The organism is Mucilaginibacter sp., assembly GCF_035492695.1.
Classification (GTDB): Bacteria; Bacteroidota; Bacteroidia; order Sphingobacteriales; family Sphingobacteriaceae; genus Mucilaginibacter.
The window spans coordinates 133,910-151,031 of the sequence record NZ_DATJJC010000033.1 but is presented as its reverse complement, the minus strand read 5'-3'; the positions used below and the strand labels follow the sequence as shown (position 1 = coordinate 151,031).

The following is a 17,122-nucleotide window of genomic DNA, read 5'->3' as shown; positions in this document are numbered from 1 at the left end:
CACAAAATATATGAAGAAAAAAGTAGTACTGGCATATAGCGGCGGACTTGACACCTCGTTCTGCTGCATTTACCTGACAAGGGATTTGGGTCTTGAGGTTCATTCGGTTATTGTAAATACCGGGGGCTTTAGTCACGATGAATTATACGCCGTTGAAAAACGCGCTTATGAAATGGGCGTAACATCGCACCATGTAGTTGACGAGACCGAAAATTTTTACAATACCTGCGTACGCTACCTGATATACGGCAATGTATTGAAAAACAACACCTATCCCCTGTCGGTTAGCGCCGAGCGGGTAAGCCAGGCTACAGCTATTGCCAATTATGCCAAAGAAATTGGCGCCGAATACGTGGCGCACGGCAGTACCGGCGCCGGCAACGACCAGGTGCGGTTTGATATGATATTCAATATCCTGGTGCCGGATGTGCAGATAATGACCCCTATCCGCGATCTGAAACTGAGCCGGGAAGAAGAGATAGCCTATCTGAAAAAGCATGGCGTGGAGATGAATTTTGAGAAGGCGAAATACTCCATCAATAAAGGCATTTGGGGCACATCAGTTGGCGGTAAGGAAACCCTGACATCAAATTTAGGTTTGCCGGAAGATGCATGGCCTACGCCGATGACAGAAACCGGGACCCGGAATATAGAACTGACCTTTGAAAAAGGCGAACTGGTAGCGCTTGACGGTAAAAAATACGACCACCCTACCCAGGCTATACAGGCGTTGCAGGCCATTGCACAGCCTTACGGCATTGGCAGGGATATTCACGTCGGCGATACCATTATCGGCATTAAGGGCCGCGTTGGGTTTGAGGCAGCCGCTCCAATGGTTATCATCAAAGCACACCACACGCTGGAAAAACATGTATTGACCAAGTGGCAGCTTTCGTGGAAGGATCAGTTATCTTCGTTCTACGGTAACTGGCTGCACGAAGGGCAGTTCCACGACCCTATTATGCGTAATATAGAAGCATTTTTAAATGACACGCAACAGAATGTAAGCGGTAAAGTATTTGTTCAGCTAAACCCATATCGTTTCCAGGTAACCGGTATTGAGTCGGCACACGACCTGATGTCGAATAAATTCGGCAGCTATGGCGAAATGAACAACGCCTGGACCGGCGAGGATGTAAAAGGTTTTTCCAGGATATTTGGCAACCAGGTAATGATCTACCATAAAGTAAACAGCACCAGCAATGAGTAACCAGGCATTTTCAAAAAATGATTGTGCAAGCCATTATAAATGGGGCGACGATTGTTACGGCTGGAATTACATAGATACCGATGCACTATCGGTAAAGCAGGAGCTGATGCCGCCGGATACATCCGAGCAATTGCATTATCACGAAAAAGCCACGCAGGTGTTTTTCATATTGAAAGGCCGGGCTGTTTTTACAATTGATGGTGTTGAAACCGAATTGAAGCCCGAACAGGGCATCGAGATAAAACCCGGTCAGCAGCACCTCATCAGCAATAAGGAACAAAGCGACCTGGAATTTATATTATACTCATACCCATCTACAAAAAATGACCGCATCAACCTCTAAAATACGGGCAGGCATAGTTGGCGGCGCAGGTTATACCGGCGGCGAAATGCTGCGCATATTGGTGAACCACCCCAATGTGGATATCGCCTTTGTGCACAGCAACAGCAACGCGGGTAATTATGTGTACGAAGTACATACCGACCTGTTTGGCGATACCGAGCTTAAATTTGCCAGCGATATATACGATGAGATAGACGTGCTGTTTTTGTGCGTTGGCCATGGCGATGCCCGGAAGTTTTTGGAGGCTAACGAGATACCGGACAGCATTAAGATAATTGACCTGAGCCAGGACTTTCGTTTGAAATCAGAAGCCGGAAGTCGGAAGTCCGATGTGCTGACTCAGGACTCAAGACTAAAGACACGTGACTTTATTTATGGGTTACCGGAATTGAACCGGGAGGCTATTAAAAAGGCACAAAATATTGCCAATCCCGGCTGCTTTGCCACTTGCCTGGAACTGGGTATGCTGCCATTGGCAGCCAAGGGAATATTAGCTAACGAGATACATATCACAGGTACCACAGGTTCAACCGGTGCGGGGCAAAGCCTGCAGGCCACCACGCATTTTACGTGGCGGAACGATAACCTGTCGATATACAAGGCATTTGAGCATCAGCATTTGAACGAGGTGGGGCAATCGCTGAACCAGCTTCAACCTGCTGCCGAACGGACGATCAATTTTATTCCTTACCGTGGTGGTTTTACACGAGGGATCATCGCGTCCATCTATATGGATTGCGACCTGTCAGCAGATGAGGCATTGAAGGTTTTTGAGGACTATTATGCCGGTCACCCTTTTACCCATGTTACCAAAAGAAACATCGACCTGAAACAGGTAGTCAATACCAACAAATGCTTTATACAGGTTGCAAAAAATGGAAATAAAATACTGATTACAAGCATTATAGACAATTTACTTAAAGGAGCATCAGGCCAGGCAGTTCAGAATATGAATTTGTTGTTTGGCTTAGATGAAACGGCGGGCTTGAGATTGAAAGCAGCTGCTTTTTAACAAAAAATTTAACCACCATGTCATTGCGAGACCTGGTGCGAATGCAAGTGCGTCGGCGGTCGCGGCAAACTCGTCGCCTATGCATAAGAGGCAGTATTACGACGAGGTTGCTTCGTCGTTCCTCCTCGCAATGACAAATTGAATATTTAGCTTAAGGAAATGAATTTATTCGACGTTTATCCAACCAATCCGATCAACATTGTAAAAGGTGTTGGCAGCCTTGTTTATGACGACAAGGGCACGGAGTATCTTGACCTTTACGGCGGTCATGCGGTTATTTCTATTGGTCATACCAACCCGCATTACGTAAAGCGATTGGAGGATCAGCTGCACCAGATAGGTTTTTATTCAAACTCTATCGAGATCCCCTTGCAAAAGGAACTGGCTGAAAAATTGGGCCATGTATCAGGCAAGGAGGATTACCAGTTATTTTTATGTAACTCAGGTGCCGAGGCGAATGAGAATGCTTTGAAACTGGCTTCGTTTCATAATGGCAAAAAGAAGATCATCGCTTTCAAAAAATCATTTCACGGGCGTACTTCTTTGGCGGTTGCAGCTACTGACAATCCGAAAATAGTTGCCCCGGTAAACGAAACCGACAATGTAGTATTTCTGCCCTGGAACGATGAAGCTGCTTTGGAAAAAGCATTTAACGAATACGAAGTTTCATCTGTAATTATTGAAGGTATACAAGGTGTTGGCGGTATCATTATGGCAAGCGAAAGCTTCTTGCAAAAGATCAGGTCGCTTTGTAACGCGCATAATGCGGTATTCATAGCCGACTCGGTACAATGCGGTTACGGGCGGACAGGTAAGTTCTTCTCCCATGATTTTGCGGGTATAAATGCCGACATCTACACCATGGCTAAAGGCATGGGTAACGGTTTCCCAATCGGTGGTATTATTATATCGCCTAAAATTCAGCCATCTTATGGTATGCTGGGCACTACCTTCGGCGGTAACCACCTGGCCTGCGCTGCCGGTTTAGCGGTACTGGAAGTTATGGAGCGCGACAATTTATTGCAAAACGCCGCTACTGTTGGCGGTTATTTGATTGGAGAACTGAAGAAGTTTGAACAGGTGAAGGAAGTACGGGGTCGCGGACTGATGATAGGCATTGAAATGCCTGAAGAACTGGCCAATGTACGCAAGGACTTACTGTTTAAGCACCGCATTTTTACCGGTGAGGCTAAGCCAAACGTGATCAGGCTTTTGCCGGCACTGAATTTAACCAAAGCACATGCCGACAGGTTTTTGGAAGCGTTTAGTACCGTTTTAAATTATCAATTAACATAAATTAAGAAATACTGTCATTTCGACGAGGAACGAGGAGAAATCTTATACAAGCGAATAGCGGGTTATGCATAGCCTATAAGATTTCTCGTTATCACTCGAAATGACATTGGTTTTATAAGACCCATGAAACTTTTTTCCTCCGTTCACGATGGTACCGATATCAATGCCCTGGCAAAAGAGGCATTGGAATTGAAACGTAACCCCTATTCTCACGCACATTTGGGTAAGAACAAGACCATCGCGTTGGTATTTATGAACCCCAGTCTGCGTACCCGCATGAGCACGCAAAAGGCTGCCATGAATTTGGGTATGAACGTAATGGTGCTGAATATCGACAAAGAAGGCTGGGCGCTTGAGCTGAAGGATGGGGCGGTGATGAACGGAACTACCGTCGAGCACATCAGGGAAGCTGCGGCAGTGATGGGAGAATACGCCGATATCATCGGTGTACGCTCGTTCCCGGGCCTGAAGGATCGTGAGCTGGATTACAGCGAGGATATATTCAACAAGTTTGTAAAATACTGCGGCGTACCCGTAGTCAGTTTGGAGTCTGCCACCCGCCACCCGCTGCAAAGCCTGGCCGATTTGGTAACCATTGAAGAATTAAAAACAAAAGCCCGCCCTAAAGTAGTATTAACATGGGCGCCGCACGTAAAAGCATTGCCACAGGCGGTGCCTAACTCTTTTGCCGAATGGATGTGTAAGGCTGATGTGGATTTCACCATAGCACATCCCGATGGGTACGAATTGAACACCGATTTTACCAATGGCGCAACCATTACCCATAACCAGGATGAAGCGTTAAAGGATGCCGATTTTATATATGTTAAAAATTGGTCGGCCTACGAACCTTACGGAAAAGTAATGCCCGGCAACGAAGACTGGATGCTGACCAACGAAAAACTAACAGCCACCAACAACGCCAAGGTAATGCATTGCCTGCCGGTACGCCGTAACCTGGAACTGTCTGATGAGATACTGGACGGACCAAATTCTGTAGTGGTACATGAAGCCGGTAACCGCGTTTGGGCCGCGCAGGCGGTGTTGAAGAGGATGCTGGAGAATTTGGGTTGATTAAGTTATACCAGGGTCAAAATTGCAAATGGGATTTTAAACCCGGTCAACTTAATCTAACTTAGTCAGCTTAAGTGACATAAGCTATGTACGTCCCTTCATTCAATTCATTTACCGACAAAAAAGAGATCATCGCCTTCATGCAACGGTACAGCTTTGCATCAATTGTCACTGTTATTGATGAAATGCCCGTTGCTACTCACCTGCCCTTTTTGGTGAAGGAAGAAAATGACAGGTTGCTGCTTTGCTCCCATTTTGCGAAGGCAAATCCACAGGCCAAATCGATTACAGATAACAACTCCCTTGTAATTTTTACAGAGCCCCATGCTTATATCTCACCGTCCAATTACGAAAAGGAAACCAACGTACCTACGTGGAACTATATAGCCGTGCACGCTTATGGCAAAGCAACATTGCTGGAAAGCCCTGAGCAAAAGGCCGAACTGCTAAAACATACCATCAATACATTTGAAGCAGGTTATTTTAAGCAATGGGAAGGTTTGCCGGAAGAATACCGCTCGCGGATGATGAACGGCATTGTAGCTTTTGAGATAGAAGTAACCGATCTGCAGGCTAAAAAGAAATTAAGCCAAAATCGCACGGGCGTCGAAAAAGATAACATCATCCAATCTCTCGAAAAAAGCAGCGATACCAATGAGCGCGAGATAGCCGACTACATGAAGCAGCTAAAACACTAATATTGCTTAAGACTCCCGGCCTGTGACTTCAGGCTCCAATTCAGCCACCGGCATTCGTGTTTTAGCATTGTAAAAACGCACGATGAGGCGGTTATCCGTGTTTCGGGTAAAATACTTCACCGCCCAGCTTACAAATACGCTCAGCTTGTTGGAGAAACCTACCAGCGACATCAGGTGCACAAACATCCATAATATCCAGGCCACCAACCCGCCAAAATGCAATTTCCAGATATCGGCAACTGCCTTGCTCTGCCCTATGGTGGCCAGCGAACCTTTGTCGAAATATTTAAATGGTTCAGTAGGTTCCCCATTGATCAGGTGCAGGATGTTTTTGGCCAGGTGCTGGCCTGTCTGTATAGCGCCCTGCGCCATACCCGGTATGCCGTTGGGTGTTTCGGGTGTTATCATGGCCGATACATCCCCAATGGCAAAAATATCACGATAGCCCACTACCCTGTTTATTTCATCGGTTTGTATGCGGTTACCCCTGGTCAGCGCGCCTGCGGGCAAGCCGCCGGGCATCTCGCCCATTACGCCTGCGGCCCAAAATACATTGCGGGTTTTAATCACCGTGCCATCGTCTATTTTAAGTTCATTCCCATCATAACTTTGCACGTGCACGCCATTATGTATCATAACACCCATTTTCAACAGGTCCTTTTTTGCTTTTGCCGAAGCATAGGCCGACATCGCCCCAAGCACAACGGGTTTCCCTTCAACCAGGTAAACTTTCATATCCTCTTCACAAAGGGATGGGTAATCTTTACACAGCACATGGTTACGCAGTTCGGCCAGCGAACCGGATAGCTCCACCCCTGTCGGTCCGCCGCCAACCACTACGAAGGTGAGCAGCGCTTCCCGCTCTTCAAAGCTTTTTTCTACAACCGCTTTCTCGAGGTTCTGCAGCATATAGCTGCGGATGTTCAATGCCTCGCCGACATTTTTCATCGGCATGGTGTTGTTTTCCAGTTGTTCGTTGCCAAAGAAATTGGTGTCCGCGCCGGTAGCTATTACCAGGTAATCGTAAGGGACATCGCCCAAACTGGTTGTAACGGTATGCTTTTCCGGGTTGATGGTTTTTACCTCGCACATGTTGAAGGTAAAATTCTTTTGCCCGGTAAATATCCGCCTAAACGGGAATGCGATGGAATCTGCCTCGATAGATCCCATGGCCACCTGGTAAAGCAGGGGCTGAAACGTATGGTAGTTATGTTTATCGAGCAGCAGGACATCTACGGGTTTATTTTTCAGTTTTTTAGCAAGGTTTATCCCGCCAAAACCTCCGCCAATAATTACAACGCGTGGCCTTGCCGCCGATTTGGTATTATCCATAGATATTTTGTTTTCATTGCAAAATAAGGCATAAAACCTGTTTAATAAACAAATAGCCGTTAGATTTAATATGTTTTAAATAAATACGACCTAATTAGTATTTTTAGCGGCTTTATGGCCTCTCCCTAAATCCCTCTCCAAAGGAGAGGGACTTTCAATTGCGGTCTGCAACAAGATAAATGAGTAAAAAACAACTACATATCATCAAGATAGGCGGGAACGTGATAGACAACTCGGAAAGCCTGTATCATTTCCTGAAGGACTTTACCGCGCTTGATGGCTATAAAATACTGGTGCATGGCGGCGGCAAGGTGGCCACGCAGTTGGCAGAAGAATTAGGCATCGAATCGAAATTAGTGGATGGCCGCCGCATAACCGATATTGAGACACTGCGCGTAGTTACCATGGTATACGGCGGCCTGATCAATAAAAACATTGTGGCCCAGTTGCAACGCTTCGGCACCAATGCCATTGGTTTAACCGGTGCCGACGCTAATTCTATCCGTGCTAAAAAACGCCCGGTAAAAACAATAGATTATGGGTTTGTGGGCGATATTGATGAACAATCCATCGACCCGAAAAATATCGAAAGGTTACTGGAAGCCGGCTTCACCCCTGTTTTTTGTGCGATAACGCATGACGGCGAAGGTCAATTGCTGAACACTAATGCCGATACCATCGCTTCGGCGCTGGCTGTTGCATTATCAAAATTGTATGAAACTACGCTGATCTATTGTTTTGAAAAGAAAGGCGTTCTGCATGATATTAACGACGAAGAGTCCGTGATCCGTGATATTGACCCGGAGCGGTATGAAGAATTGAAAAAGCAGCAGATCATCCATAGCGGTATGCTGCCAAAGCTGGATAATGCTTTTACGGCAATCAATTGCGGGGTTAAAGCGGTTATCATTGGCCGATCAGATGACCTGGGCGCTCTGAAAAACAAACAACCATTTGGAACAACTTTGTATAAGAGGTAAAAGGCGAAAGGTAAAAGGATAAAGGTAGGGCAGGTAGATATGTTTAATAAATTATTACAAATCAAAAAATGAGCACTAAGCAAACAATAGCCATTCTGGGCAGCGGCAATATCGGGCTTTCATTAGCCAAGGGGTTGGTAAAAGCAGGCATTTACCAGCCTGAACAGATCACGCTGACCCGCCGGAACGTAAAGGCCCTGTCGACACTGGCTGACAACGGGTACAAAGTTACTGCGGACAATTCTGCCGCGGTAAAGGATGCCGATATCGTGGTACTGGCCGTGCTGCCGCAGCAGCTAAACAAACTATTGCACGAGATAAAACCTGCTATATGGGAACAGAAGCATTTGCTGATCTCGGTAATATCCGGAGTAACCTGTGCCGATATCCGCCAACAATTGGCACTGGAGGTGCAGGTAGTTCGTGCTATGCCGAATACGGCTATCGCCATTGGTCAGTCTATGACCTGTATCGCTACCGATAACGCTTCGGCAGAAAATATGGGCACGGTAAAATCGCTGTTCGATACGGTTGGTGTTACCATACAGATCAACGAAGAACTGATGACTTCGGCTACCGCGCTTTGCGCCTGTGGTATAGCTTTTTTCCTGCGGTCCATCCGCGCCGCTTCCCAGGGCGGAACCGAAATAGGTTTCCATGCACATGATGCTTTGAAAATGGCCGCGCAAACCGCCAAAGGCGCCGCCGACCTGCTGTTGCAATTAGCCTCGCACCCCGAACAGGAAATTGATAAAGTAACATCGCCCAAAGGCTGTACCATTGCCGGGCTGAATGAAATGGAACATAACGGCTTTAGCTCAGCTATGATCAAAGGTATCAAGACTTCGGCCGAGAAAGCTGCGGTGTTGTATGATAAGGAAGGGTGATTTTGAGGTGAAAGGGAAAAGGTGAAAGGATAAAGGTTTTCTATTTCAAATGTTCAACCTGCCGGCAGGTTGAACATTTGATCAAAATATTTTCATCAGACCAGTATCACGCATCTGCGTTGTCAATATGACTGTTGATATTGTGCGGGTGGTACGCCTCTATCTGGTCGGCTAAAAGATGTAGTATCTCCTCATCTAACTCGGCAGAGCTCTGGCAGATATGCAGGATATGCCCCGCATCCGGCTCAAAACTGGCTACGAACATCCCTTCTTCAAACACCCTGTACTTGCAGCGCCCGTCCTCGTGGTGCGGGTATTCTGCCACTTCAAAGTGATGAACTTCTTTATCCTTACTGATGGTGATGGTATAATTTTCCATTCCCCGGTTTAAACGCCCGGCTGTTCATTAATTATCCCATGATGCAAGAGCTCTTCCTTGTCAGTCTTAGGTGCTTTATGCGGTTTTTTCAGATAGTCGGTTTTATGTTCGGCCACCGGTTCTTTTTTGGCAAACAAACCTGCGAAACGATCGGCGATACTCCGGCGGGTATTTGAGCCGTCTTCTGTCAAAAATAAATAAGCGGCGGCGCCGGCAATGGCCGAGCCCACGGCCACCGATACAATCAGTGGGCCGTTATTTTCCTTAGCAAATGGATTTTTCATAGTATATGGTTTATATACTCTAAACAGAATCCCGGCCATTTGGTTCTGTCAAATAAATATTAGAGGCTGCCTTATCAGGCAATCAATTCTACTCCAGGTAGTAATGCTTTATCCTGTTCAGATCATCATCCAGTTCATAGACAAGGGGAACGCCGGTTGGCAGATCGAGTTGGGTAACCTCTTCGTCCGACAGGTGATCAATGTATTGGATCAAAGCACGCAGGCTGTTGCCGTGCGCCGATACAATTACCTTTTGCCCGGCTTTGATTGCGGGCACAATGCTTTCGTGCCAGAAGGGTAAAACCCGGTCCATGGTTTCGGCCAGGTTTTCGGTCAGCGGCAATTCGCGTTCTGTCAGGTGTTTGTAGCGAATATCCTTACCCGGGTAACGGTCGTCATCTTTGGTTATTGCCGGGGGCAGTTCATGCGGGTCGCGGCGCCACTTGTGCACCTGCTCTTCACCATACTTTGCGGTAATTTCTGCTTTATTTAGTCCTTGCAATGCGCCATAAAACCGCTCGTTCAATCGCCACGATTTTTGTACGGGTATCCACAGCAGGTCCATTTCCTCCAGCACAATATGCAGGGTTTTGATGGACCGCTTAAGTACCGAACAAAAGCCGGCGTCGAAAGTATAGCCATTCTTTTTTAAAAGCTGCCCGGCATGTTTTGCCTGCTGATAACCGTTTTCGGACAGATCGACGTCGGTCCATCCCGTAAAACGATTTTCCTGGTTCCATATACTTTCGCCGTGGCGCATCAATACGAGTTTCTGCATTTTGTAAAGGTAAAAGGTGAAAGCCGAAAGGCGAAAGGTATTTTACCGCGAAATTTAGAAGCCCGGTAACAGGATCAGGAAGCTTTAACCTTTATCCTTTTACCTTTCACCTTTTTTACTATCTTGCATTATAAACCAACTAAACCCAAATTACTATGATACCAACAACCCCGGTTCCGGTAAAGGAAGGGACCGCCAACCCTGCGCCATTGGGCCTGTGCGCCTTCGGCATGACAACTGTTTTGTTGAATCTTCATAATTCCGGTGTTTTCGAACTAAATTCAATGATACTGGCCATGGGGATTTTTTACGGCGGCCTGGCACAGGTTGTAGCCGGGATAATCGAAGCCAAAAAGAATAACACCTTTGGCCTTACGGCATTTACTTCTTATGGCTTTTTCTGGTTGTCGCTGGTGGCGCTTATTGTGATGCCCAAATTAGGCTGGATAGATAAAACCTCCGAAAAAGGAATGGTGGCCTACCTGTTAGTTTGGGGCCTGTTTACCTTCTGCCTGTTTTTCGGTACGCTTAGGTTAAACCGGGCATTACAGTTTGTATTTGGTTCGTTAACCATATTATTTGTGTTATTGGCATGGGGCGATGCCACCGGGAATGATGCTATCAAGCACCTTGCCGGTTACGAAGGTATAGTTTGCGGCTTATCAGCAATTTATACCGGTATCGCGAATGTATTGAATGAGGTGTACGGAAAAGTGGTGCTGCCAATTGGGCCGGTTAAGTAATCTGAATCAGAATTTTCAGAATTTAAGAATTAACAAAATGGATAGTTGCCGCCTGACATTAAGAATTGATCAGATTCTGAAAATTATAAAATTCTGTAAATTCTGATCCCGACAAATGAAAGATTTTAAAAAATACTATACGATACAGGCGCCTCCCGACGAGGTGTACCTGGCGTTAACCAACCCGATAACGATTGAGCTATGGACCGGCGACGATGTTGAAATGAGCACCGAAACCGGTTCAGAATTTTCCTTATTCGGTGGCAGTATCGTCGGCAAAAACCTGGAATTTGAAGAAAACAAAAAGATAGTACAGCAATGGTATTTCGATGGCGAACCCGAGGAATCCATAGTTACGATCAAGCTTCATCCGGGAAAAAATAATTCCACATCAGCCGAAGTGCGGCACACCAATATACCTGATAACGTATACGATGAATTTGCCACCGGCTGGGACGAATACTACTTCGGCGCCCTTGCGGGATTCTTTGAGGAAGACTAATACAAGCTCAGATCGACCCGGCGGTTCAACCGCCTGCCTGCAGCCGTTTTGTTGCTTGCAATGGGGTGTTCGCCCCCAAAACCATAGGTTTTGATCTGCGATTCGTTAACTCCCCTGCTAACCAGGTAGGCTTTTACAGCTGCCGCCCGTTCTATGGATAGTTTAAGATTAGCGTCCGCATCCCCCACATTGTCCGTATAGGCTTCCACCTTCAGCGAAAGCCCTTTATCTGTTAATAGCTGAGCTACACGGTCGAGGTTATACAATGAATAGGATTGTATGGTGGCTTTGGCCGGGTAGAACTCAAGATTAACACTCGCTGTAGTCACTATCCGTTTGTCCTGCTCGGTAATATTAAATTTTACTTCCGGCTTAATAACAGGTAGCGGGCAACCGGTGCCATCCACTTTAGTGCCAGCCGGCGTACCGGGACATTTATCGTTCAGGTCAGGAACGCCGTCACCATCTTTATCTGTCGTTAAACCGGCGATATTCGCGTTAGCGGCATCAAGGTCGTTCTGCAGCTTTATATTTTTCGCATTTTCCGCGTCGAGGCCCGACTGCGCATCGGACAGGGCATTCGACATGAGCTTAGTTTGCGCCGCATAGCTGATGATCAGCGCATCGACACGGCTTTGTGAAGTTAACTGACGCTTTGCACGTTTGCCCAGGGCAAATTCCAGTCCGACGTGGGTGTAGGAAAACCTGTCGTTGGATGGGCCGTATTTATAACCATCCAGGTCATCTGCAAAAACATAATTTACCTGGTAGCCGAGATCGAGATTAAGGCCGGGGGTAAGGTTGAACTTCAACCCCGCGCCTACCGGCACGAAAAACTGGCTTTTGCTGCTTAATGTTGTGAACTCTTTTGCGCGGTCGGGCAGCAGTGATGCCGTATAACCAACAACACCGCCACCAACACTAAGATAAGGCTGCATAAAGCCTTTATTTCCCTTGCCTTTTACATGCGCGACAATGAAGTTGCCGCTCAAACTTGCCGACCAATTCAATTTTGTATTGACCGTTGAATAGACCTGTGCGCCCCTGGCGTTCTCTTCGTAAGCGTGGTCGGCTTTAAGTTTACCGCCCATAAGATCGGCCTGTAAACTGAAGGAATGCGAAAGCTGTTTCCTGATATACAATCCGTAACCCAATTGCGCGTCGGGAGATGTAAAGTCCTGTCTTGAATTGTAACCAATTATAGTGTATGGGGTTGATATGCCGCCGGAAACCCCGATGGACCAGGTGCGGTATTGACTAATATTGGTAGCAAATTTGCTCGTATCGGCTGTTATTGCGGACGCTTTACCAAAACAAAAAATGGTTAAAGATAATAAGACGATCCGCGAAATTTTAGCATTCATAATTGTGTTAAGGTAATTTAACCGGAAAGTTAAGAATTATTTTCTTTTAGAGAAAAGAAAATAATCATTTGTTTATCAAGCCATTACAGAGATCATCTGAAGCGCTATCGCTGCAAGGTTCCCATCGCCGGAAATAATTGTCGTTTCAAGCGCCGATCCTGGTGTAATGCCTTTGGTAAAAAGCTTCCATGCAATAGCAGGTTCAAGGCTAACAGATGCCTCGATCTTGGCCTGTTTACAAGTTTTATCTAATATCCAGTTCGCGTTGGTTTTTGCCAGGAGCCAATCCCCGCCTGCCTCACCGGTGATAATGATCTTTATGGTTGTGCCGGGTTCAGCAACAACATCCCGGTAAGTATGTGGCAAACCCTGCATAAAAGTATCAATACAGGGATAAAACAGTTCGCGTGTCATCAAGGGGGCCGTTTTGCCTACCGCCTCGCGTATCTGCTGCTGGTGGTGCCACTTTTCAGTATAGTCGCGGGCAATGTGGAACCAGTTCATCGAGAGCTCCTCGCCTGCCCAGGCAACGCTGTATAGCGCCGGGGCAAACGGATCGAGCGACCGGTAATACTCAACTCCGCGCGGATCAGCATTTTCGAGCATTTGAATGATTTGCTGCGGACTTATCCTTTTCATAGCCCTAACCCAGGTACCGTTCAGGTCGTTCAGGTAACCAACCAGGTCGCGATAGCTGTTGATCTCACGGTCGGGCACCAGGTTATGCCCATCGATCAGCGAGACAGTGCGCATACTGGTATCAAGCAAATGTGCAGCAACATCCTTTACTGTCCATTGCCCGGCAAGCGTAGGTTTGTTCCAGTCTTCCGGGGAGAGCGAACGCAGCAATTCAACCAGCATGGAATTTATCCGCGGGAACAAATGAAGCGTAGGAATTGGAATTATGCGGCTCATTGTTGGCTATTATGGACTATTGTTGCTTCCCGATGTCAAAAATATGGCAAGAACCGTAGCTTTACAAACGCTTGTAACTTGCTGATAATCAACTTTTGGGCATCGAAATTAAAAAATTACATTTCAAATTACCCCGGTTTTTGGAAACACGAGCACCGGAAACGCCTGGTTACCAATACATTGCTAAAATGGCAAGCGCCGCCGCGTGAACACTTAGTGTATTGGGCTATTTCGAGCTTTTTTCGAGCGCCTGTTCTATGTCGGCCAGTATGTCTTCAGCTTTTTCCAAACCGGTCGAGATGCGTATCAACCCGGGTGTAATCCCTACGGATAAGCGTTCGGCATCGGTCAGTTTACTGTGCGTTGTACTTGCCGGGTGCGATGCGATGCTGCGGGTATCGCCCAAATTGGCAGTTACCGATAGCATTTCGAGTGCATCCAAAAATTTGCGACCGGCTTCCAAACCGCCTTTTATCTCCATGCAAAATACCCCGCCGCCCAGCTTCATTTGCTTTTTGGCGATCTCGTATTGCGGGTGCCCGGCCAGCAAGGGATATTTAACCCATGATACATTGGGGTTGCTTTGCAGTGCCGTGGCTATCTTAAGTGCATTTTCAGCGTGGCGCTGCATGCGTACATCCAGCGTCTCCAAACTTTTGCTCAGCACCCAGGCATTAAACGGCGACATAGCCGGACCTGTGTTACGGCAGAACAAGTAAATATCTTTTATCAGATCGGCACGGCCGACTATAATACCACCCAATACCCTGCCCTGCCCGTCTATCCATTTGGTAGCAGAATGCACGACCAGGTCGGCGCCAAAGTCTATCGGCCGTTGCAGCAACGGTGTTGCAAAGCAATTATCTACGTTTAAAATCAGGTTATGCTTTTTAGAAAATTGTCCCACCCACTCCAGGTCGATGATCTCCAGCTGAGGGTTCGTCGGCGTTTCCAAATAAACCATTTTGGTATTCGGCTGCACGGCGGCTTCCCAGGCGGCGTTGTCACCCACGGGAACCAGCGTAGCGCTGATGCCATATTTTGGCAGGTATTTAGTAACCATGGTAAAAGTGCTCCCGAACACCGAGCTGCAGCAGATCAAATGATCACCTTGTTTCAGCAAAGCAAACATCGACGAAAATATAGCGCTCATCCCTGTCGAGGTAGCAAAGCCGGCGTCAGCTCCTTCGAGGGCGCACATTTTGGCTATAAATTCATCAACATTGGGATTGCTGAAACGGCTGTAGATATTATCGTCGGTCTCATCGGCGAAAGCCGCGCGCATAGCCTCGGCCTCATCAAAAGTAAAGCTGCTGGTGAGGTAAAGCGGCGTAGAGTGTTCTTGCTGTTGCGACCGGGGTGTTTGAATGCGGATAGCCTGCGTAACAGGATCTAACTTTTTAGACATGGTGAATGTGAATGTAAGAGATGTAATTTTTATTTATTCCGCGGGGTGAACAAATACCTGCGTTTTTATTTCGGTTCCCGATCCCATCAGGGTTGCGGCAACTGAACAATATTTGTTGACAGAAAGATCGACCGCACGGCTGGCCTTATCCGGATCGATATCGCCATACAAATGAAATTCGACATTGATCGATTTCCATAAAGAAGGCTCCTTCCCGGCTTCACGCTCCCCGCTGATGGTCATCTTATAGTCCACTATTTCCTGGCGCTGCTTTTTCAAAATACTGATCACATCGATAGCAGAGCAACCGCCCAAACCCATTAATAAAGTTTGCATCGGGCGCACGCCAAAGTTCTCGCCGCCGCTTTCGGGGCTGCTGTCCATTTTAATGGAGTGCCCATTCTGGTCGGTGGCAACAAAACCAAAATCGCCGTTTACACGGGATAGCTGAATAGTAGGCATATTATTATCTAAAAGTTTCAAATTTACAACTTTTACACGTGAATACTGTGCCTGGTACATCGATTGCGACATAATCTGACTTTTTATAAATAAATCCCTTACTTTTAGCTGAATGAAGAAATTGGTAATATTGGTTTATTTAGGTTTTTCGGCTTCGTTATGCTTTGGTCAGAAGCATCTGTTGTCCTATGACGATCTGAAATTTATGATCATCAATAACCTACAAAGGACTGATACGTTTATGATGGCAAAAGGTTATACCATCACCACTAAAAATAATAAGAATAATAACCGGACATACAGTTCTGTATCAGGCGATTCGCATGTGGATATTAATGTGAGGCAGGATGGAAAGCGCCTGATGATAGAAATTGAAACGAATGTACTGTCGCAATACGACCTGATACATAATTCGATAGCGCAATTCGTGGACAAACAGGCTACCACTCCTGACGTGCAAACTTACGTGGTTAAGGACCTGGGCAGCATTTATATTACTGTTACCGATACCACGCCATATGACCCCTTAAAGCGTGAATATGATATCCACGTGGTACCGGACAAAAGGATAACAGCCTACAATTGATTTGTTGTAGTTCTATCTTTCACCGGGATCACCAGCTTCAAACCGGACCATACTTCATCCACTGCACATACTTTTATATCAACTAAACCTATTTCAATGGCGTAGTTCCGGATAATATCTTCCGTAATATCTGTAGGTATTTTCGATGCTTTTTTGGGCCACGAGACCCATATTGTGCCGTTGGGTTTGATCTGTTTTTTTAAGGACGGCAGCAGGCTTTCGTATTCGGCGCGGCTTTTAGTAAAGAAATGGATAAAATCCACATTGGCCGTATCCCGCTCAAAATAAAGGTTAGGCGGCAGATCAGAAAAAAGGCCAAGGTAATGATCCGGCGCGTTGATGAGGCTAAGGTGAAATCCGTCCTTTATTCCTAATTTTTTCGCAAGCGGCGTATCCGAATATCCGGCTGTTTGGGCGCTCATATTCTGACCTGGTTAAGATGATGTTGTAGATGCTCCACATAATCCTGCGCCAGAAATTCGACCGTATGCAATTGCACTTCGGTCTTGCTGTTATCACATTTCACCTGCCAACGATCTGCAGGGTACAAGGTTAGTACCCTTGCTATTTGCAGGTTAAGCAGGCGCCACAGTTCAAGCAACGGCTCCACATCCATATCCTGGTACCTGTTTGCCTTTACTAGCTCTTCCTGTGCATAGGTCAGCTTAAAATTTTCCTCGTAAGTGCAGCGCAAAAAGCGTTGCAGGTTTATCATGGCGCTATCGCACAAATGCCCCATAATTTCCTTATTTGACCACTTACCAGGCGCAGCTTTCCCATCCCAGTCAATTGGCTTGCTATGAACAAGTTGTATAAACCGGTCAACTTCGGGCGTAAGGTTATCAACAAATGAGGGCATGATATGGAAA

General features: G+C 46.5%; 21 protein-coding genes. 11 read left to right on the top strand and 10 right to left on the bottom strand.

The window, feature by feature from the left end:
- Positions 1–10 precede the first annotated feature (10 nt).
- The 6 genes from argG (at position 11) to VL525_RS20800 (ending at position 5,633) form a co-directional block, all read left to right on the top strand.
- On the top strand, positions 11–1,210 hold the full coding sequence (gene argG, locus VL525_RS20825; protein ID WP_325389312.1) for an argininosuccinate synthase: 1,200 nt from the start codon (positions 11–13) through the stop codon (positions 1,208–1,210).
- A complete protein-coding gene (locus VL525_RS20820) occupies positions 1,203–1,553 on the top strand; it encodes a cupin domain-containing protein (protein WP_325389310.1) in 351 nt (116 codons plus the stop codon). Before argG ends, VL525_RS20820 begins: the two co-directional genes overlap by 8 nt.
- A complete protein-coding gene (gene argC / locus VL525_RS20815; protein WP_325389308.1) occupies positions 1,534–2,565 on the top strand; it encodes an N-acetyl-gamma-glutamyl-phosphate reductase in 1,032 nt (343 codons plus the stop codon). The genes VL525_RS20820 and argC overlap by 20 nt, the downstream gene beginning before the upstream one ends.
- A 159-nt stretch (positions 2,566–2,724) precedes the next feature.
- On the top strand, positions 2,725–3,861 hold the full coding sequence (locus VL525_RS20810) for an aspartate aminotransferase family protein (RefSeq protein ID WP_325389306.1): 1,137 nt from the start codon (positions 2,725–2,727) through the stop codon (positions 3,859–3,861).
- Positions 3,862–3,984: 123 nt separating this feature from the next.
- A complete protein-coding gene (locus VL525_RS20805; RefSeq protein WP_325389304.1) occupies positions 3,985–4,935 on the top strand; it encodes an N-acetylornithine carbamoyltransferase in 951 nt (316 codons plus the stop codon).
- 86 nt (positions 4,936–5,021) lie between these two features.
- Positions 5,022–5,633: an FMN-binding negative transcriptional regulator gene (locus VL525_RS20800; protein ID WP_325389302.1), complete on the top strand. Its 612-nt coding sequence runs from the start codon at positions 5,022–5,024 to the stop codon at positions 5,631–5,633.
- 6 nt (positions 5,634–5,639) lie between these two features.
- Here VL525_RS20800 and VL525_RS20795 read toward each other — a convergent pair whose 3' ends face one another.
- Positions 5,640–6,965 (bottom strand): NAD(P)/FAD-dependent oxidoreductase, encoded by a 1,326-nt coding sequence (locus tag VL525_RS20795; RefSeq protein ID WP_325389300.1) that lies wholly within the window; start codon positions 6,963–6,965, stop codon positions 5,640–5,642.
- 179 nt (positions 6,966–7,144) lie between these two features.
- On the opposite strand from VL525_RS20795, the gene argB reads away from it, so the two are divergent.
- Together argB and proC are read left to right on the top strand one after the other, a co-directional pair.
- Positions 7,145–7,945, top strand: coding sequence for an acetylglutamate kinase (argB, locus tag VL525_RS20790; RefSeq protein ID WP_325389298.1), 801 nt, complete (start codon positions 7,145–7,147; stop codon positions 7,943–7,945).
- Positions 7,946–8,013: 68 nt separating this feature from the next.
- Positions 8,014–8,832 carry a pyrroline-5-carboxylate reductase gene (proC, locus tag VL525_RS20785; protein WP_325389296.1) on the top strand — a complete coding sequence of 273 codons (819 nt, stop codon included), beginning with the start codon at positions 8,014–8,016 and terminating at the stop codon, positions 8,830–8,832.
- A 106-nt stretch (positions 8,833–8,938) separates the two neighbouring features.
- On the opposite strand, the gene VL525_RS20780 is transcribed toward proC, so the two are convergent.
- From VL525_RS20780 to gpmA, 3 genes are all read right to left on the bottom strand, one after another.
- On the bottom strand, positions 8,939–9,211 hold the full coding sequence (locus tag VL525_RS20780; protein ID WP_325389294.1) for a hypothetical protein: 273 nt from the start codon (positions 9,209–9,211) through the stop codon (positions 8,939–8,941).
- 8 nt (positions 9,212–9,219) lie between these two features.
- Positions 9,220–9,495: a hypothetical protein gene (locus VL525_RS20775; protein WP_325389292.1), complete on the bottom strand. Its 276-nt coding sequence runs from the start codon at positions 9,493–9,495 to the stop codon at positions 9,220–9,222.
- An 88-nt stretch (positions 9,496–9,583) separates the two neighbouring features.
- Positions 9,584–10,273 (bottom strand): 2,3-diphosphoglycerate-dependent phosphoglycerate mutase, encoded by a 690-nt coding sequence (gpmA, locus tag VL525_RS20770; RefSeq protein ID WP_325389290.1) that lies wholly within the window; start codon positions 10,271–10,273, stop codon positions 9,584–9,586.
- Between the two features lie 155 nt (positions 10,274–10,428).
- On the opposite strand from gpmA, the gene VL525_RS20765 reads away from it, so the two are divergent.
- Both VL525_RS20765 and VL525_RS20760 read left to right on the top strand, forming a co-directional pair.
- Positions 10,429–11,016: an acetate uptake transporter gene (locus VL525_RS20765; protein WP_325389288.1), complete on the top strand. Its 588-nt coding sequence runs from the start codon at positions 10,429–10,431 to the stop codon at positions 11,014–11,016.
- Positions 11,017–11,131: 115 nt separating this feature from the next.
- Complete coding sequence (locus VL525_RS20760) at positions 11,132–11,518, top strand: SRPBCC domain-containing protein (protein WP_325389286.1); 387 nt, start codon at positions 11,132–11,134, stop codon at positions 11,516–11,518.
- Here the strand turns inward: VL525_RS20760 and VL525_RS20755 are convergent.
- From VL525_RS20755 to VL525_RS20740, 4 genes are all read right to left on the bottom strand, one after another.
- Complete coding sequence (locus tag VL525_RS20755) at positions 11,515–12,882, bottom strand: DUF6089 family protein (RefSeq protein ID WP_325389284.1); 1,368 nt, start codon at positions 12,880–12,882, stop codon at positions 11,515–11,517. The two genes, VL525_RS20760 and VL525_RS20755, sit on opposite strands and share 4 nt — an antisense overlap.
- Before the next feature lie 75 nt (positions 12,883–12,957).
- Positions 12,958–13,797 carry a maleylpyruvate isomerase N-terminal domain-containing protein gene (locus VL525_RS20750; RefSeq protein ID WP_325389282.1) on the bottom strand — a complete coding sequence of 280 codons (840 nt, stop codon included), beginning with the start codon at positions 13,795–13,797 and terminating at the stop codon, positions 12,958–12,960.
- Positions 13,798–14,023: 226 nt separating this feature from the next.
- Complete coding sequence (locus VL525_RS20745; protein ID WP_325389280.1) at positions 14,024–15,205, bottom strand: trans-sulfuration enzyme family protein; 1,182 nt, start codon at positions 15,203–15,205, stop codon at positions 14,024–14,026.
- Between the two features lie 33 nt (positions 15,206–15,238).
- On the bottom strand, positions 15,239–15,739 hold the full coding sequence (locus tag VL525_RS20740) for an OsmC family protein (RefSeq protein ID WP_228462536.1): 501 nt from the start codon (positions 15,737–15,739) through the stop codon (positions 15,239–15,241).
- A gap of 40 nt (positions 15,740–15,779) precedes the next feature.
- Between VL525_RS20740 and VL525_RS20735 the strand changes: the two genes are divergently transcribed.
- A complete protein-coding gene (locus VL525_RS20735) occupies positions 15,780–16,253 on the top strand; it encodes a hypothetical protein (RefSeq protein WP_325389277.1) in 474 nt (157 codons plus the stop codon).
- Here the strand turns inward: VL525_RS20735 and VL525_RS20730 are convergent.
- Positions 16,244–16,675 carry a DUF3052 domain-containing protein gene (locus tag VL525_RS20730; RefSeq protein WP_325389275.1) on the bottom strand — a complete coding sequence of 144 codons (432 nt, stop codon included), beginning with the start codon at positions 16,673–16,675 and terminating at the stop codon, positions 16,244–16,246. The genes VL525_RS20735 and VL525_RS20730 overlap by 10 nt on opposite strands.
- Positions 16,672–17,112, bottom strand: a complete 441-nt coding sequence (locus VL525_RS20725; RefSeq protein ID WP_325389273.1) for a DinB family protein — start codon at positions 17,110–17,112, stop codon at positions 16,672–16,674. The genes VL525_RS20730 and VL525_RS20725 overlap by 4 nt, the downstream gene beginning before the upstream one ends.
- Positions 17,113–17,122 lie beyond the last annotated feature (10 nt).